This is a genomic window from Pseudomonas sp. B21-015, from assembly GCF_024749285.1.
Lineage (GTDB): Bacteria > Pseudomonadota > Gammaproteobacteria > Pseudomonadales > Pseudomonadaceae > Aquipseudomonas.
Map to the genome: position 1 here is coordinate 2,351,043 of NZ_CP087196.1, position 16,560 is coordinate 2,367,602.

At 61.0% G+C, this 16,560-nt stretch carries 12 protein-coding genes and 1 pseudogene; 10 read left to right on the plus strand and 3 right to left on the minus strand.

Translation table 11 applies throughout. The features are described from left to right. The first annotated feature begins 34 nt into the window (after positions 1 to 34). Positions 35 to 1,264 carry an acyl-CoA dehydrogenase gene (locus LOY38_RS10725; protein WP_258699997.1) on the plus strand — a complete coding sequence of 410 codons (1,230 nt, stop codon included), beginning with the start codon at positions 35 to 37 and terminating at the stop codon, positions 1,262 to 1,264. 113 nt (positions 1,265 to 1,377) lie between these two features. On the opposite strand, the gene LOY38_RS10730 is transcribed toward LOY38_RS10725, so the two are convergent. Together LOY38_RS10730 and xthA are read right to left on the minus strand one after the other, a co-directional pair. Next, complete coding sequence (locus LOY38_RS10730; protein ID WP_258699998.1) at positions 1,378 to 2,718, minus strand: phosphate ABC transporter substrate-binding/OmpA family protein; 1,341 nt, start codon at positions 2,716 to 2,718, stop codon at positions 1,378 to 1,380. A gap of 152 nt (positions 2,719 to 2,870) precedes the next feature. Then, positions 2,871 to 3,683, minus strand: a complete 813-nt coding sequence (gene xthA / locus LOY38_RS10735; protein WP_258699999.1) for an exodeoxyribonuclease III — start codon at positions 3,681 to 3,683, stop codon at positions 2,871 to 2,873. A gap of 330 nt (positions 3,684 to 4,013) precedes the next feature. Here xthA and LOY38_RS10740 point away from each other — a divergent pair, with 330 nt between their 5' ends. From LOY38_RS10740 to LOY38_RS10750, 3 genes are all read left to right on the plus strand, one after another. Further along, positions 4,014 to 4,664 carry an N-acetyltransferase gene (locus tag LOY38_RS10740; protein WP_258700000.1) on the plus strand — a complete coding sequence of 217 codons (651 nt, stop codon included), beginning with the start codon at positions 4,014 to 4,016 and terminating at the stop codon, positions 4,662 to 4,664. 64 nt (positions 4,665 to 4,728) lie between these two features. Then, complete coding sequence (locus LOY38_RS10745; protein ID WP_258700001.1) at positions 4,729 to 6,456, plus strand: autotransporter assembly complex family protein; 1,728 nt, start codon at positions 4,729 to 4,731, stop codon at positions 6,454 to 6,456. Then, complete coding sequence (locus LOY38_RS10750) at positions 6,453 to 10,121, plus strand: translocation/assembly module TamB domain-containing protein (RefSeq protein ID WP_258700002.1); 3,669 nt, start codon at positions 6,453 to 6,455, stop codon at positions 10,119 to 10,121. The genes LOY38_RS10745 and LOY38_RS10750 overlap by 4 nt, the downstream gene beginning before the upstream one ends. Positions 10,122 to 10,218: 97 nt before the next feature. Here LOY38_RS10750 and LOY38_RS10755 read toward each other — a convergent pair. Continuing rightward, a pseudogene (locus LOY38_RS10755) lies at positions 10,219 to 10,566 on the minus strand (methyl-accepting chemotaxis protein); the annotation flags it as partial. 409 nt (positions 10,567 to 10,975) lie between these two features. Between LOY38_RS10755 and LOY38_RS10760 the strand changes: the two are divergent. The 6 genes from LOY38_RS10760 to LOY38_RS10785 are packed head-to-tail and all read left to right on the plus strand — an operon-like array spanning position 10,976 to position 16,531. Then, positions 10,976 to 11,995: a substrate-binding domain-containing protein gene (locus LOY38_RS10760; RefSeq protein WP_223489851.1), complete on the plus strand. Its 1,020-nt coding sequence runs from the start codon at positions 10,976 to 10,978 to the stop codon at positions 11,993 to 11,995. Further along, entirely contained in the window at positions 11,979 to 12,983 is a 1,005-nt protein-coding gene (locus LOY38_RS10765) for an ABC transporter substrate-binding protein (protein ID WP_258700003.1), read from the plus strand. Before LOY38_RS10760 ends, LOY38_RS10765 begins: the two co-directional genes overlap by 17 nt. 21 nt (positions 12,984 to 13,004) lie before the next feature. Further along, the gene (locus tag LOY38_RS10770; protein ID WP_258700699.1) at positions 13,005 to 13,853 is read left to right on the plus strand and encodes an iron ABC transporter permease; all 849 of its coding nucleotides are present in this window, start codon (positions 13,005 to 13,007) and stop codon (positions 13,851 to 13,853) included. Further along, positions 13,850 to 14,644, plus strand: coding sequence for an ABC transporter permease (locus tag LOY38_RS10775; RefSeq protein WP_258700004.1), 795 nt, complete (start codon positions 13,850 to 13,852; stop codon positions 14,642 to 14,644). The genes LOY38_RS10770 and LOY38_RS10775 overlap by 4 nt, the downstream gene beginning before the upstream one ends. Continuing rightward, the gene (locus tag LOY38_RS10780; protein ID WP_258700005.1) at positions 14,641 to 15,672 is read left to right on the plus strand and encodes an ABC transporter ATP-binding protein; all 1,032 of its coding nucleotides are present in this window, start codon (positions 14,641 to 14,643) and stop codon (positions 15,670 to 15,672) included. The genes LOY38_RS10775 and LOY38_RS10780 overlap by 4 nt, the downstream gene beginning before the upstream one ends. A gap of 25 nt (positions 15,673 to 15,697) precedes the next feature. After that, positions 15,698 to 16,531 (plus strand): phosphodiesterase, encoded by an 834-nt coding sequence (locus LOY38_RS10785; RefSeq protein ID WP_258700006.1) that lies wholly within the window; start codon positions 15,698 to 15,700, stop codon positions 16,529 to 16,531. The last annotated feature ends 29 nt before the right edge of the window (positions 16,532 to 16,560 follow it).

Here is a 16,560-nt window from a genome sequence, read left to right on the forward strand (position 1 = left end):
TCCTCTGAACCCCTGATAAAAAGGTAGAGCTGCCATGGATTTCGCTTATTCGCCCAAGGTCCAGGAACTGCGTGAGCGCGTGACTGCGTTCATGGACACCTACGTTTACCCCGCCGAAGCGGTGTTCGAACGCCAGGTCGCCGAGGGCGATCGCTGGCAGCCAACGGCAATCATGGAAGAACTCAAACTCAAGGCCAGGGCCGAAGGCCTGTGGAATCTGTTTCTGCCTGAGTCCGAACGCGGTGCCGGCCTGACCAACCTCGAATACGCGCCATTGGCGGAAATCATGGGCCGCTCATTGCTGGGTCCTGAGCCGTTCAACTGCTCGGCGCCAGACACCGGCAACATGGAAGTGCTGGTGCGTTACGCCAGCGAAGAACAGAAGCAACGCTGGCTCGAACCACTGTTGCGCGGCGAGATCCGCTCGGCGTTCGCCATGACCGAACCGGACGTGGCCTCGTCTGATGCCACCAACATGGCCGCCCGCGCCGTGCGTGATGGTGACGAATGGGTGATCAACGGCAAAAAATGGTGGACCTCAGGTGCCTGCGATCCGCGCTGCAAGATCCTGATCTTCATGGGCCTGAGCAATCCGGATGCACCGCGCCATGCGCAGCACTCGATGATTCTGGTGCCGGTGGACACCCCAGGTGTGAAAATTGTGCGCCCGCTGCCAGTGTTCGGTTACGACGACGCGCCTCACGGCCACGCCGAAGTGCTGTTCGAAAACGTCCGGGTGCCGTACGAAAACGTCCTGTTGGGTGAAGGACGCGGCTTCGAAATCGCTCAGGGTCGCCTTGGCCCGGGCCGGATTCACCACTGCATGCGTTCGATCGGCATGGCCGAGCGTGCGCTGGAGTTGATGTGCAAACGTGCGGTCAACCGCACCGCATTCGGCAAACCCCTGGCGCGGCTGGGCGGTAACATCGACAAAATCGCCGACTCGCGGATGGAGATCGACATGGCACGACTACTGACATTGAAAGCGGCGTACATGATGGACACCGTCGGTAACAAGGTGGCGAAAAGCGAAATCGCACAGATCAAAGTCGTCGCGCCGAACGTGGCATTGCGGGTGATCGACCGGGCGATCCAGATCCATGGCGGGGCAGGGGTTTCCAACGATTTCCCGCTGGCCTACATGTATGCCATGCAACGCACCCTGCGCCTGGCCGACGGCCCGGACGAAGTGCACCGTGCGGCGATCGGCAAGTTCGAGATCGGCAAGTATGTGCCGAAAGAGATGATGCGCAGCGGGCAGTAACACCGTGTCATCGTTCTTCGCGGGCAAGCCCGCTCCCACAGGATTGGTGGTTACCTGTAGGAGCGAGGCTTGCCCGCGATGGCGTCGGCCCATTCAACCCATCAGCATCAGACTCAATACACCCAAACCTCAACCCGCCGATTCTTGATTCGCCCCTCATCCCCGCTGTTGGCCGCCACCGGCATCTCGGCGCCGAAACCGCGAATCTCGCGAAACACCACGCCGTTTTTCACCAGTTCTCGTCGCACCGCCATGGCCCGCAGTTTCGACAGCAGATCGGCCCGCGCCGGGTCGCTCTTGGCGTCGCCAAACCCTGCCAGCGTCACCTGCCGATTGGTTTTGTCGTGCTGCTTTATATAGTCGAGCACCCGCGACAGGTCCTGTCGGGCCTTGTTGTCCAGCATCGCGCTGCCTTCTTCGAAACGGAAATTCACCGTCAGCCGCTGGGCATGGCGACTGAGTGCCTGATAACCCTCGGGCATCAGCGCATTCGGCGTAACGGCCATGGCCTGAACGGTCTGTGCGATAAAACCATTGGCCGCGACGATCGCCTGGCCATTGCTGCTTTGGGCGAACTTGACCAGGGCCTTGGCCCAGGGATTTTTCCCGTTCGGCGGCAGGTAAAAGAACAGTCGACGGGACAGCGGGTAATCTTCCGTCGCGATCAGGCTATTGAGCGGCAACATGGCCTGGGAGTCGCCATCGACAATGGCCACGGCCTTGGCCTGGCGCACATAAGGCAAACCGATGAAGCCGATGGCTTGCGGGTCCAGACTGACCGCGTCGGACAATTGCTCGCTGGATTCGAAGCGTTTCGCGTTACCGCTCAGCATTTTCCCATGTGGACTGAGGACCAGCTCCTTGAACGTGTCGTAGGTGCCTGATTGGTCATCCCGCGCATAGAGATGAATCGTCCCACCGGTGCCGCCGAGTTCTTCCCAGGTTTTCGCTTCGCCGCTGAAGATTCGCGCCAGTTGCTCGGTGTCGAGTTGCTTCAGCGGATTGTGCGGATGAAGGATGATGGCCAGCCCATCGATGGCGATGACTTGCTCGGCAGCCGGGCTTTTCAGGTCGCCCAATGGTTCGAGATCCACCCGTTCGCTGTCCTTGATCGGGCGCGATGAGGCCGCGAGATCGGCAGAGGCGTTTTTCAGGGCTTTGAACCCGGTGCTGGAGCCGTGGGCCGCGACCTCCACCTCGACTCGGCGGCCCTGAGCGGTTTCGCCGACGATGCGTTGTTCGTTGGCCTTGTCCGGGGCTTCGCGGTGAACCTTCAGCAAGCCCTGTTCACGCATCACCCCCTCGACCAGCGCCGGGCCCAATGCCGCGCCGATGGTGTTGGAACCCTGGATGCGCAGCACCGGGCCACGTTCGGGCGTCGGCAAATCGCCAGCCGACACCGTCAGCGGCAGCACGGCGCCGAGCAGTAACAGGAACAACACGCGCAGGGTCATGCCGGCACCTTATAAGCCAAAGAAAGTGCCGGGAGAATAAGTCAGTAAGGTTTCTGAACGATGACAGATCAAAAGATCGCAGCCTTCGGCAGCTCCTACCGGATGTACGCCGAACCCATGTAGGAGCTGCCGAAGGCTGCGATCTTTTGCTCTTAGCTCAACTCAAGCCAGATCGGCGCATGATCAGAAGGTTTTTCCATCCCGCGCAGTTCATAATCCACGCCCGCGTCTTTAACCCGTGGCAACAATCCATGGGACGCCATGATCAGGTCAATCCGCAGCCCGCGCTTGGGCTCATCCTCGAAACCGCGGCTGCGGTAGTCGAACCAGCTGAAACGGTCGGCAACGTCCGGGTTCAGGTGACGGAAACTGTCCACCAGCCCCCAGTTCTTCAGGCGGGCCATCCATTCGCGCTCTTCGGGCAGGAAGCTGCATTTGCCGGTTTTCAGCCAGCGTTTCATATTGTCCGGGCCGATGCCGATGTCGCAGTCTTCCGGGGAAATGTTCACATCGCCCATCACCACAATGGGCTGGTCGTTGCTGAACTGGCTTTCCAGCAACTGCTGCAAATCGCCGTAGAAACGTTCCTTGGCCGGGAACTTGGTAGGGTGATCGCGGCTTTCGCCCTGTGGGAAATAGCCGTTCATGATGGTCACCGGCAGGCCATTGGCGTCGGCGAACGTGCCCCAGATGAAGCGCCGCTGAGCGTCTTCTTCGTCAGTGGCGAAACCTTTGTGCAGCGCAATCGGCTCCCGGCGCGAGAGCAGGGCCACGCCGTAATGACCCTTTTGCCCGTGGAAATACACGTGATAACCCAGCGCCTGAACCTCGTCCAGGGGGAATTGGTCGTCGTGGACCTTGGTTTCCTGCAACCCGATCACGTCCGGTTGATGCTTTTCAATCAGCGCCGCCAGCTGATGCGGGCGAGCGCGCAGCCCGTTGATGTTGAAGGAGACGATCTTCATGGTCGGCAGTCCTGGCAAAAGTGCGATGCTAGCTGACATGTAGGAATGGGGCCAGCCTTGGGGTGAGGCGATTCGCTTTCCCCCGTCAGCTTTGTGTTGGCATATAGGGCCTCTTCGCGGGCAAGCCCGCTCCCACAGTTTCGGTGGTGTTCACAGATTTTGTGTACGACACGGACACTGTGGGAGCGAGGCTTGCCCGCGAAGGCGTCAGCCCAGTCGATGAAGATCCTGGCTTGGTCTATACCTGTCTGGGGAACTGTGAAGCCACCCCAAGGTTCGTACCAAGAAGAGCGCAGCCATCTGAGCTGTGCCCCAGGGAGATCCGCCGTTATGCCCGAAACCTCGACCGCCACCGCCGATATTCACATGCTCGACAGCGGCTATTCCCGCGAAGCACGTTCCCTGTTGTACCAGGCGTACCGGCACGAGCCGACGTTCGGCTACCTGTTCGACGCCGAACGCCCCGGTTATGAACAGCGGGTACGGGCGACGGTGCGTGAACTGGTCAAACAACATTTTTTTCAGGAGTTGCCGGCCATCGGCCTGCTGGTGAATGACCGCTTGATCGGCATCGCCCTGATCGCGCCGCCGCAACGCCGCCTGGGCATCACCGAAAGCTGGGCCTGGCGCCTGCGGATGGTGCTCAGCACCGGGTTTCGCTGCACCCGACGTTACCTCGATTACCACGCGGCCGTGATGGCGTGCGTGCCGTCCGACTCGGTGCACGTCCTGCCATTGCTGGGGGTTCACCCGCAATTTCAGGGCAAGCACTTTGGCGAACAATTGCTGCAAGCGGTGCACAACTGGTGCGCGGTCGATGAGCACTCCCAGGGCGTGATCCTCGACACCGGGAATCCTCGTTATCTGGAGTTCTATAAACGTCAGGGCTATGAGGAAATCGGCGAAGTGGCCGTAGGACCGATTCGTGAGCACGTGTTTTTCCACGCCAACCCGCAGGTGTTACAAACAGCAACGGCGTAAAGGTAGAACTTTCGCGGCAGGTCAGGCTCTATCACGCTCCCAGCCTCGTGATAGCATCCGCGCCATGAAGTTTCCAGGAAGAATGACCAGCGGCCTGCTGATGCTGTTATCCAGCTGCGCGGCGCTGGCACAAAGTGAATTGGATGTGCGGATCAAACCGTCCAACGATGAACTGAAGGCCAATATAGAGGGCTATATCGGTAGCCTCGGCGATCGCGATGAAGAAGCCTTGCTGCGCTTCAGTCGCGGCGCCGAAGAACAGGCGCGCAAGGCCGCCCAGGCCTTGGGGTACTACCAGCCGCAAATCGACAGCGACGTAAAGGGCGGCAAGACGCCGCGCCTGGTGCTGAACATCGATCCCGGCGAGCCGATCCATTTGCGCAACGTCACGGTGCGTGTCGAGGGGCCTGCGGCCGACCTCAAATCCTTTCGTGTGCCGAAAGGCGACCTGCTGAAGCCTGGCGCGGTGCTTAACCATGGCCATTACGAAGACGCCAAGCGGCTGATCCAGAACCAGGCCTCGCGCTTCGGTTTTTTCAGTGGGCGTTTCACTCGTCAGAAGCTGTTGGTGGACCCGCGTGCGGGCGTCGCCGACATCGAATTGATCTACGACAGCGGCCCGCGTTATGCGCTGGGCAAGGTCAGTTTTGAAGGCGACACGCCGTTCGACGAAGACCTGCTGCAACGCATGGTGCCGTTCAAGGCCGGTACGCCCTATGACTCCGAACTGATCGCCGAACTCAATCAGGCGCTGCAATCGAGCGGTTATTTCGAAGGCGTGCGCGTCGACGCGGCGCCGACCGCGTCCAGGGACGAGGTGATCCCGGTGGCGGTCAAACTCGACACCCGCAAGCCTCGGACCATGGGCTTGGGTCTGGGGTTTTCCACCGACGTCGGCCCGCGAATCAAGGCCAACTGGACCCGGCACTGGGTCAACCCGCAAGGCGACAGCTATGGCTGGGAAGCCGAACTGTCGGCACCGCGGCAGAACGTCGGGGTGTTTTACGACATTCCCCTGGACCCACCGCTGACCGACAAACTGCGCTGGGCCGCTGGCTATCAATATGAAGAAATCGCTGGCACCGATTCCCTGAGCAAACTGCTGACCCTCGGCCCCGAATGGCACAGCAAGTTGCCCAGCGGCTGGCAGCAGGTGGTGTCGCTCAAGTGGCAGCGCGAGGAATACCAACTCGGCGACGACTCGGGGCTCAGTAACTTGCTGATGCCCGGCGTGAGTTATTCGTACCTCAAAAGCGACAACCGCATCGATCCGCATAACGGCTATCGCCTGCAATTCGAAACCAAAGTCGCCAAGGAAGGGTTAGGGTCAGACACCAACCTGATCTACGGCACGGCGTTGGTCAAAGGCCTGACCACGGTCTTCGACAAACACCGCTTCCTTGGTCGGGTGCAGGTCGGCGGCAGCGCCACCAATGGCTACAAATCGGTGCCGCCGTCTCTACGCTTCTTCGCCGGTGGCGATCAGAGCGTGCGCGGTTACGACTACCAGAGCCTGTCCCCGGAGAACTCTGAGGGCGACCGTATCGGTGGCCGTTACATGGTGGCCGGCAGCGTCGAGTATCAATATTCCATCGCCGAAAAATGGCGGGTCGCAACCTTTATCGACCAGGGCAACTCCTTCAACACCCTTGAACTGCCGAACCTCAAGACCGGCGTCGGTGTCGGCATACGCTGGGTCTCGCCGGTGGGGCCGATTCGCCTCGACCTGGCCCATGCGATGGACGACGACGGCGGCATTCGACTGCACTTTTCCATGGGGCCTGAGCTGTGAAGCGTGGTTTGAAAATAGCGCTGCTGGCGATCCCGGCGCTGCTGATACTGGTCGTGCTGGCCTTGATCACCGTGCTGGGCACGGCGACGGGCAGCCGCTGGGCGCTCGGGTTTGTGCCGGGTTTGACCGTTGAGAATTTCCAGGGACGCTTGGGGGGGCAGTGGAGCGCCGACCATCTGCTGTGGCAGCAGGACAACAGCCGGGTTGAGCTGAACCAAGCGATTTTCGCCTGGTCGCCGCTGTGCCTGACGCGCATGACGCTGTGCATCGAGCAATTGCAGGCCGAGCAGGTCAGCCTGCAATTCCCGCCCGGCGCGCAAGAGCAAAACAGCGGGCCGATCAGTCTCCCTGACTTGAAGTTGCCGCTGGCCATCGAATTGGGCGACGTCAAGGTCGGTCGTCTGCTGTTCAACGGCAGCGAAGAACTCAAAGGCCTGCAACTGGCGGCGCACTGGACCGCCAAAGGTTTGCAGATCGACTCGGTAAACCTGCAGCGTGATGAACTGAGCCTGAACCTGTCCGGCCTGTTGCAACCGAGCGGCAACTGGCCGCTCACAGCCGAAGGCAAACTGACCCTGTCGGCTCCCGAGCCTTGGGCTCTGGCCTTGAAGGTTGACGGCGACCTGCTGAAAATCCTGAAGCTGAAAGCCGACAGCAGTGGTTACCTGAATGGGCAGCTCACCGGTGAACTGCAACCGCTGGTGGAAAACCTGCCGGCCAAATTGCGCATCACCGCTGACGGCTTCAAGGCCAGCGCCGATCTGCCGGACACCCTGCAACTCAATCAACTGGAGCTCACCGGCGACGGCGACCTGAAAAACGGCTACCAGTTGTTCGGCAAAGCCACGTTGCCCGCCGAGCTTGGCCCGGTCGCGCTGTTGCTGCAAGGCAAGGTCGACGCCAAGGGCGCGCAGATCGCCGCCCTTGACCTGACAGCCAACGACAAACAAAGCCTCAAACTCACAGGGCTTGTGGACTGGAGCAAAGGCCTGAGCGCTGATGCAAAAATCGACTGGCTGGATTTCCCGTGGCATCGCCTCTATCCGCTGATCGACGAGCCGCAAGTGGCACTGCGCAGCTTCAACGGTGAAGTCTCCTACACCGACGGCAACTACATCGGTAACTTCAAGGCCGCACTGGATGGCCCGGCCGGGGCGTTCAGCCTGAACAGCCCGTTCAGCGGCGACCTGAGCCAAATCCATCTGCCGCAGTTCAAGCTCGAAGCCGGGCAGGGCAAGGCCGAAGGGCACCTGAACCTGCAATTTGCCGATGGTATCGCCTGGGATACGGCGCTGGACCTCTCGGCGATCAACCCGGCGTACTGGCTCGCGGAGTTGCCGGGTACGTTGGCTGGTCCGTTGCGCAGCAAAGGCGAAATGAAGAATGAAACGCTCAGCCTGACCGCCGACCTGGACCTGAAAGGCAAACTGCGCGGGCAACCGGCGGTGTTGCAAGCCAAGGCCGATGGCGGCGGCGAGCAATGGAACCTCAGCGCGTTGCAGATTCGCCTCGGTGACAACAGCATCAATGGCAAGGGCAGCCTGCAACAGAAACTCGCCGGCCAGATCGACATCAAGCTGCCGCGACTGGCCCAGCTCTGGCCGCAACTGCGCGGCCAGCTCAATGGTCGGGTCGATGTCGCTGGCACGCTCAAGGCACCGCAAGGCAAGCTCGCCCTGCAAGGCACGCAACTGGTTTTCGAAGACAACCGCCTGCAAAGCCTCAATCTGGACGCCACCCTCGACAGCGCCCAGCGAGCGAAGGTCGACCTCAAGGGCAGCGGCATTCAGACCGGCGATACATCACTGGGCACGTTGACCGCCAGCGGCCAGGGCGACATCAAAAACCAGAAACTGATGCTCGACCTGCAAGGGCCGAAGCTGAAACTGGCCCTTGGTCTTGACGGCACGCTGGATAAGGGCAACTGGCGCGGGCGTCTGGCCAGCGGCGATATCCAGGCCGGCGGTCAGGACTGGAAGCTGCAAAGTCCGGCGAAACTTGAGCGGCTGGCGGACGGCAAAATCAATTTCGGCGCCCATTGCTGGATGTCCGGCCCGGCCAGCCTGTGCGGCGAAGATCAGCGCTTGATGCCTGAGCCGAAGCTGCGTTACCACCTCAAGCAATTCCCCATCGACAGCCTGGCGCAATGGTTGCCGAAGGATTTCGCCTGGCAGGGCAAGCTCAACGCCGACCTGCAACTGGACGTGCCGGCCAGTGGCCCGAATGGCCAGATCAGCGTCGATGCCAGCGGCGGCACATTGCGCATGAAGGAAAAGGAGCAATGGCTGGACTTCCCGTACCAGACCCTGAAACTCACCAGCAGGCTCACGCCCAAACGCATCGACACCGACCTCAACTTCGTCGGCGGCAAGCTCGGTGAGCTGATGCTTCAGGCGCAGATCAACCCGTTGCCGAAGAACAAACCGCTGACCGGCTCGTTCCGCCTCAGTGGTCTGGATTTGTCGGTGGCGCGGCCGTTTGTGCCGATGGTCGAGAAACTCACCGGGCATTTGAACGGCAGTGGCACGCTGTCCGGCGGGTTGCTGGCGCCGCTGGTCAACGGCAACTTGTTGCTCAGTGACGGCGAAATCTCCGGCTCTGAATTACCGATGGATTTGGAGGCCTTGCAACTTCAAGCCGTGATTGTCGGCGAAACCGTTCAGTTGAACGGCGGCTGGAAGAGCGGCAAGACCGGGCATGGCAGCCTGAACGGCAACATCGCCTGGGGGCAGGCATTGATCGTGGATCTGGCGCTCAAAGGTTCGCAGTTGCCGGTCACGGTCGAGCCTTATGCCAAGCTGGAAATGGCACCGGACCTGAAAATCTCCATGAAGGACGACAAACTGGCGGTCGTCGGCAAGGTGCTGGTGCCCAAGGGCGAAATTACCGTGCGCGAGTTGCCGCCGTCGACGGTCAAGGTCTCCGATGACACGGTGATCGTCGGTCAGCAGACCGAAGAGGGCAAGCCGCCGATGGCCATGGCGATGGACGTCGATGTGGTGGTCGGGGAAGACAAACTCAGCTTTGCCGGGTTCGGCCTGACCGCCAATCTGCAAGGCCATGTGCACATCGGCGACAACATGGACACCCGAGGCGAGCTGTGGCTCAACGACGGGCGTTATCGCGCCTACGGTCAGCGGCTGACGGTGCGCCGGGCGCGTCTGTTGTTTGCCGGCCCCATCGATCAGCCGTACCTCGATATCGAAGCGATTCGCCAGACCGACGACGTGATCGCCGGCATTCGCCTGAGTGGCAGTGCCGAGCAGCCGACCACGCAGATCTTTTCCGAACCGGCGATGAGTCAGGAGCAGGCGTTGTCCTATCTGGTGCTGGGGCGTCCGCTGAGCACCACGGGTGAAGACAACAACATGCTCGCCCAGGCCGCCCTCGGGTTGGGCTTGATGGGCAGCTCCGGCGTGACCAGCGGCTTGGCCAAGGATCTGGGCATTCAGGACTTCCAGCTCGATACTCAGGGCAGCGGTACTAACACCGCGGTGGTGGCCAGCGGCAATATTTCGGAAAAACTCAGCTTGCGTTATGGGGTTGGGGTGTTCGAACCAGCCAACACCATCGCCTTGCGCTACAAGCTGAGCAAAAAGGTCTACCTCGAAGCCGCCAGCGGCGTGGCCAGTTCGCTGGACATCTTCTATAAGCGGGATTTCTAGACCCGCGTTTTCTTCCAGATACCGCGTCGCTCACAATCGCGGGAAAGCCCGCTCCCACAGGTTCAGCGAGATCCTTGTGGGAGTGGGGCGGCGGCGCTCAGAGTTTGAACTGGGCGACCGAGATGCTGAACGAACCGGCCAGGCGCGACAGCTCCTGGCTAGCGGCCGCCGTCTGATTGGCCCCCGCGGCGCTCTGGGTCGACAGGTCTTGGATGTTCGTCAGGTTACGGTCCACTTCCCGTGCGACCTGGGCCTGCTCTTCGGAGGCGGAGGCAATCACCAGATTGCGTTCGTTGATGATCGAGACGCCGACCGTAATCTTCTGCAACGCCGAACCGGCGTCCTGCGCCAGATCCTGGGTTTGAGTGGCCAGTGCCAGGCTCTTGCCCATGGCGTTCACGGCCCCGTCGGCTCCGCGTTGCACGGTGCTGATCATGCCTTCGATTTACGCCTCTCTGCCCATCAAGCAGACGATACAGCCCACGGTTGTGTGCGGTGAGGCTGCTCAGGGTTTCCCCGGTTTTGCCCACTGACACGAGGTTGTTAGAAAAGGTCAACGCCAGCGCCGTGGACAACCGATTAATGCCCAAGATGCTCCCGGCGCCTACGAGTTTTTTTCGCTCGCAGCCCAGAGCAAGACATTACGGACTCTGGACGCGGGGAGGACACACAACCAAGTCTATTTCTGCCGGATCGCTGAAGGCCTGATAGGCGCGCCTGTGCTCAAAACCGTTGAGCGGGAGGGGCATAATCGGATGCCGCGATTGACATCAAAATGTCATCTTTTAATCGCATGAACGCCATGTTCGCTGAGTAATGTTCTCGCCAATGAGATCGATCTCAAGCGAGCGACAATGACTGATTTGAAAGAAGTTGCACGACTGGCAGGTGTATCGCGGGCGACTGCCGCGCGGACCTTTGCCTCCCCCGAAGTGGTGCGTCCGGCGACCCGCGAGCAAGTGTTCGCCGCTGCCCGCGAACTGGGTTTTCGGCCCAATCGCCTCGGCCGCCAACTGCGTTTGCAAACCACCAACCTGATCGGGGTGGTGGTCCCCAATCTCCTCAATCCGGTGTTCGCCGAGCAGTTCCAGGCAATGGAGCGGGCCGCGCGTTTGCGTGGCTACAATTTGTTGCTGGCGACCACCGATTACAACAGCGAGCGTGAAAGCGCGGTGGTCGAGGAGTTGTTGCGCCAGCGGGTTGACGGGCTGGTGCTGACCGTCACCGATGCCGAAAGCAACCGCGTGCTGCAAAGCCTCGCCAGCGAGGACACGCCGTTTGTGCTGGCTTATCACCAACCGGGCAATCCCGATTACAGCGCGGTGTCGGTCGACAACCGCGCCGGGATGGCACTGGCCACGCGTTACTTGTTGGACGCGGGGCATCGGCGCATTGGCATGGTCGCCGGCCCGGCATTGCAGTCTGACCGTGCCCGTCTGCGTTACGCCGGTTATGGCGACGCGATGCGTGAGCACGGCCTCGACAGCTTGCCGGTGATCGAAATGCCCGCCCATACCCAAGCCGATTTCGCCGCCCTTGAACCTTTTTTGTCCGGACCACAGGCGCCCAGCGCGTTGGTCTGTTCCAACGATTTGCTGGCGATCAGCCTGATCGCCGAACTGCGCCGACACGGCTGGAATGTGCCTCGGCAACTGTCAGTGATCGGTTTCGACGGTATCGCCCTGGGCACGCAAATGCATCCCACGCTGTGCAGCGTGGTGCAGCCAATTGCAACGCTGGCCAGCACGGTCATTGACCAGTTGCTGGCACAAATTGCTGGCGCCGCCCCGGTTTCCCATTGCCTGCCTTGCCATGTCCGGCCAGGCGAAAGTACTCAACCCTACGAGGAGAAACTCGATGATCCGCTTCACTAAAACCCTGGCGGCGTTATGGCTGTGCGGTGTGGCCAGCCTGGCCCAGGCCTCTGAAACGGCGATTTGCTACAACTGTCCGCCGGAATGGGCGGATTGGGGCACTCAACTCAAGGCCATTGCCAACACCACAGGCGTGCAGGTACCGCTGGACAACAAAAACTCTGGCCAGGCCCTGGCGCAGTTGGTTGCCGAGCACGCCGCGCCGGTGGCGGACGTGGTGTATTACGGCGTGACGTTCGGTTTACAGGCACAAAAAGCCGGAGTGGTCGGGACTTATAAACCCAAAGGCTGGGAGCAGATTCCGACGGGGTTGAAAGACCCGCAGGGGCACTGGTTTGCAATTCATTCCGGCACGTTGGGAATCATGGTCAACGTCGATGCGCTGGGTGGCTTGCCGGTTCCGCAGAGCTGGGCTGATCTGCTCAAGCCTGAGTACAAAGGCATGGTCGGCTACCTCGACCCATCCAGTGCATTCGTCGGTTACGTGTCGGCGGTCGCCATTAATCAGGCCATGGGCGGGACCCTGGATAACTTCGCGCCCGCCATTGATTACTTCCAGAAACTGGCGAAAAACGCGCCCATCGTGCCGAAACAAACCGCGTATGCGCGGGTGCTTTCCGGTGAGCTGCCGATTCTGGTCGACTACGATTTCAACGCTTACCGCGCGCGCTACAAAGACAAGGCCAACGTCGCTTTCGTGATCCCCAGGGAAGGCAGCATCAGCGTGCCTTACGTGATGAGCGTGGTCGACAACGCGCCGCATCGCGCCAACGCCGAAAGGGTCCTGGATTTTGTGCTGTCCGACCAGGGGCAGGCATTATGGGCCAAGGCATATCTGCGTCCGGTTCGTGAGATGAAGATGCCGGCCGACGTCGCCGCGCAGTTCCTTCCAGACAGTGACTATGCCCGCGCCGGCGTGGTCGATTACGAAAAAATGGCGGCGGTGCAGGAAGCCTTTGCTGCGCGCTATCTGAGTGAGGTCAAGTAAGTGACGACTGTGCCGCTCAACGTGCAGGACGTCTCGTCCCGCCACGATGTTTTACAGCGCTTGCGACCAACGGCCGCCTGGGCGCTGGCCCCGGCGGCAGCGGTTCTGCTCGCGTTCTGGCTGTTGCCGCTGGCGCATTTGATTCTGCTGGGTGGGCAACGGCGCGACGGCAGCGACAGTGGCTATTGGCAAGTGCTCAGTAGTGCGCAATACCTTGGCAGCTTGGTGCAGACCTGCCTCCTGGCGGCGTTGGTGACACTGGCGGCGTTGTTGGTCGGTGGCATCAGCGGGGTGTTTCTCGCTCGCCAGCAGTTCTTCGGGCGCTCGGCGTTGGTTGCGCTGCTGACGTTTCCGCTGGCGTTTCCCGGGGTGGTGGTCGGCTTTCTGGTGATTCTGCTGGCCGGTCGACAAGGCCTTTTTGCCTCGCTCGGTCTGGAGCTGGCGGGTGAGCGCTGGATTTTCGCTTACTCGCTGACGGGGCTGTTCATCGGTTATCTGTACTTCTCGATTCCGCGGGTGATTCTCACGGTGATGGCCGCGTGTGAAAGCCTGGATCGCAGCCTGGAAGAAGCCGCGCACTCACTCGGCGCCGGGCATTGGCGGGTGGTGTGCGACGTGATCGTGCCGGGGTTGGCTCCCGCGCTGGTGTCCTGCGGCGCCATTTGTTTCGCGACGTCGATGGGCGCTTTCGGCACTGCGTTCACCTTGGGCACGCGGCTGAACGTGACCCCCGTGGCCATCTATAACGTGTTCACCAACTACGCCAATTTCACCGTGGCCGCTGCGCTGTCGGTCATCCTCGGAGCGGTCACCTGGGCGGTGCTGTTACTGGCACGGCGCGTGGCCAAACAGTCGGGGACGGTTTTGTGAAACGTACAACGCTGTTTATCGCACAGCTGGTTTTTACCCTGCTGGTCTGTGCCTTCATGTTGGTGCCCGTGCTGATGTCGTTGCTGGCGGGGCTGACGCGCAATTACTTCGTCGGGGTGTCCGGTGGCCTGACGTTCGACTGGTTGATTCAGGTCTGGCAAAGCTACTCGCCGACGGTCTGGTTATCGCTGCAATTGGCGGTTGCCTGTGCCGTGTGTGTTTGCGTGATCGGCGTGCCGGCGGCTTATGCCCTGGTGCGGATGAACAACCGCTTCAGCCGCGCATTCGAAGAGCTGATGGTATTGCCCGTGGCCATGCCAGGCTTGGCTACTGCTTTGGCGTTGCTGCTGACCTACGGGCAGTTCGGCGAATTTCGCAGCAGTTGGCTGTTTATCCTGGTGGGTCATGTGCTGTTTACCTTGCCATTTCTGGTGCGCCCAGTGATGGCGGTGATGCAGCGCCAGCACTTGCCGACCCTCGAAGAGGCGGCGGCGAGCCTCGGTGCCGGGCCGATCAAGCGTTTCTTCAGTGTGGTGGTGCCCAATTGTCGGGCCGGGATACTGGCCGGAGTGCTGATGGTCGTCACCCTGTCGCTGGGTGAGTTCAACCTGACCTGGATGCTCCACACACCGATGACCAAGACCTTGCCAGTGGGCCTGGCTGACAGCTATGCCTCGGCGCGGCTGGAAGTGGCCAGCGCCTACACCCTCATATTTCTGTTGATGATCGTGCCGCTGCTGATTGCGTTGCAGGCCATCAGCGCCCGTCTTTCTCGTGGAGAGCGTCGATGACTGGAACCACTATTCGCCTGCAGGGTTGCCGCAAGGCGTTCTCTGACGGAACCGTTGCTGTAGACGATTTGAACCTGACTATCGAGGCCGGGGAAACCTTGGCGATCCTTGGCCCGTCCGGTTGCGGTAAAACCACCACGTTGCGCATGATCGCCGGCCTTGAGCGCCCGGATGTCGGGCAGATTTTCTTTGCCGACAGTGACGTCACACGCCTGCCCATCGAGCGCCGCGACGTGGGCATGGTGTTTCAGAATTACGCGTTGTTTCCGAACCTGGACGTGGCCGGCAATATTGTTTACGGCCTGAAGATAAGAGGCCTGTCGCCCGCCAAACGCAACAAGCGTTGCGCCGAGTTACTGGAACTGGTCGGCCTGCAGGATCACGGCAAACGCCGCATTCACGAGTTGTCCGGCGGCCAGCGTCAGCGGGTGGCACTCGCCCGTGCGTTGGCCCCCCGGCCTCGGGTGTTGCTGCTTGATGAGCCGTTGGCAGCGCTGGATGCGCAGTTGCGCGAACGGCTGCGCAGCGAGCTGGATCAACTGCTGCGCAGCTTGCGCATTACCTCGGTGTTTGTGACGCACGACCAGGGCGAGGCCATGGCGCTGGGGGACCGGATCCTGGTCATGGAGCGCGGACGCATCGCACAACTGGCCACGCCGCGAGACATCTATCAGCAACCCGCCAACGCGTTTGTCGCCAGTTTCGTCGGCAACCTCAATGCGTTCCCGGTGATCGAGCCGACCGCCCATGGCTTGAAGGTCAGCGGCGGCGAGTTGCCCTGGAAGGGCATCTCTGTGCCGACGACGGTGTACTGCCGTCCTGAGCATTTGCGGGTGATGGACGGTGCCGGGCATGTGCGCGGTCGTCTGGTCGGGCAGTTTTTCCAGGGGGCGCAAAATCGCCTGTTGGTGGACGTTGGGGCTGGGCAGCCATTGCTGGTCGACAGCGCTGACGGCGTCATTCATGCCACCGGCGCGCTGATTGCCCTGGCCATCGAGCCACACGTGTTGTTCACCCTGCATTCGTGATGTTTTTTGTTTAAGAGCACTTATTTTGAACAGTCCGTTTCTTATTGCGCAGATCAGCGATTTGCACCTTAAAGCCAATCAAAAGCTGACCTATGGCGTGGTCGACTGTCTGGGCGCGTTGCGGCGCGCGGTCGATCATTTGAATGCCATCCAACCGCGCCCTGACATCGTGGTCATCAGCGGCGACCTGGTGGATTTCGGCCGTGCCGATGAATACGCGGTGCTCAAGCGCGAACTGGCGCGATTGCACATGCCTGTCTATCTGGTACCCGGCAATCACGATGATCGCGAGCAGCTACTGGCGGGATTTACCCATCACACTTATTTGCCGACTAACGCCAATGCGCCGCTCGATTGGGTGGTCGAGGAGCACCCGGTACGCCTGATCGGCCTGGACTCGACCCGGCCGGGCGCCCATGGCGGTCAATTGCTGGACAGCCAGTTGCTCTGGCTCGATGAGCAATTGTCCCGTCGCCCCCATGTACCGACGCTGTTGATTCTCCATCATCCGCCGTTTATCACCGGTATCGGCCACATGGACCACGAGCCGTTTATCAATACCGCGGCGCTGGAAGCGCTCGTCGCTCGCCATCCGCAGGTAGAGCGCTTGCTTTGTGGGCATCTGCATCGGCCGATGCAGCGTCGCTTCGGCGGCTCGCTGAGTTGTGTGTGCCCCGGCACTTCCCACCAGATCGTGCTGGATCTGGAGGCATCCGCGCCCGCACATTTCAATCTGGAGCCAGCGGGGTACCTGATGCATCGCTGGCATCCGCAACAAGGTCTGGTGACCCACAACGCCGTGTTCGGTGAATACGCCGGGCCTTATCCATTTTATGACGTTCATGGATTGATCGACTGATAACACCAGGACGATGACGATGCTGTCCT

Coding starts and splice junctions, on each gene's coding strand:
- LOY38_RS10725 (WP_258699997.1), top strand. CDS start 35: ATGGATTTCGCTTATTCGCCCAAGGTCCAGGAACTGCGTGAGCGCGTG.
- LOY38_RS10730 (WP_258699998.1), bottom strand. CDS start 2,718: ATGACCCTGCGCGTGTTGTTCCTGTTACTGCTCGGCGCCGTGCTGCCG.
- xthA (WP_258699999.1), bottom strand. CDS start 3,683: ATGAAGATCGTCTCCTTCAACATCAACGGGCTGCGCGCTCGCCCGCAT.
- LOY38_RS10740 (WP_258700000.1), top strand. CDS start 4,014: ATGCCCGAAACCTCGACCGCCACCGCCGATATTCACATGCTCGACAGC.
- LOY38_RS10745 (WP_258700001.1), top strand. CDS start 4,729: ATGAAGTTTCCAGGAAGAATGACCAGCGGCCTGCTGATGCTGTTATCC.
- LOY38_RS10760 (WP_223489851.1), top strand. CDS start 10,976: ATGACTGATTTGAAAGAAGTTGCACGACTGGCAGGTGTATCGCGGGCG.
- LOY38_RS10765 (WP_258700003.1), top strand. CDS start 11,979: ATGATCCGCTTCACTAAAACCCTGGCGGCGTTATGGCTGTGCGGTGTG.
- LOY38_RS10780 (WP_258700005.1), top strand. CDS start 14,641: ATGACTGGAACCACTATTCGCCTGCAGGGTTGCCGCAAGGCGTTCTCT.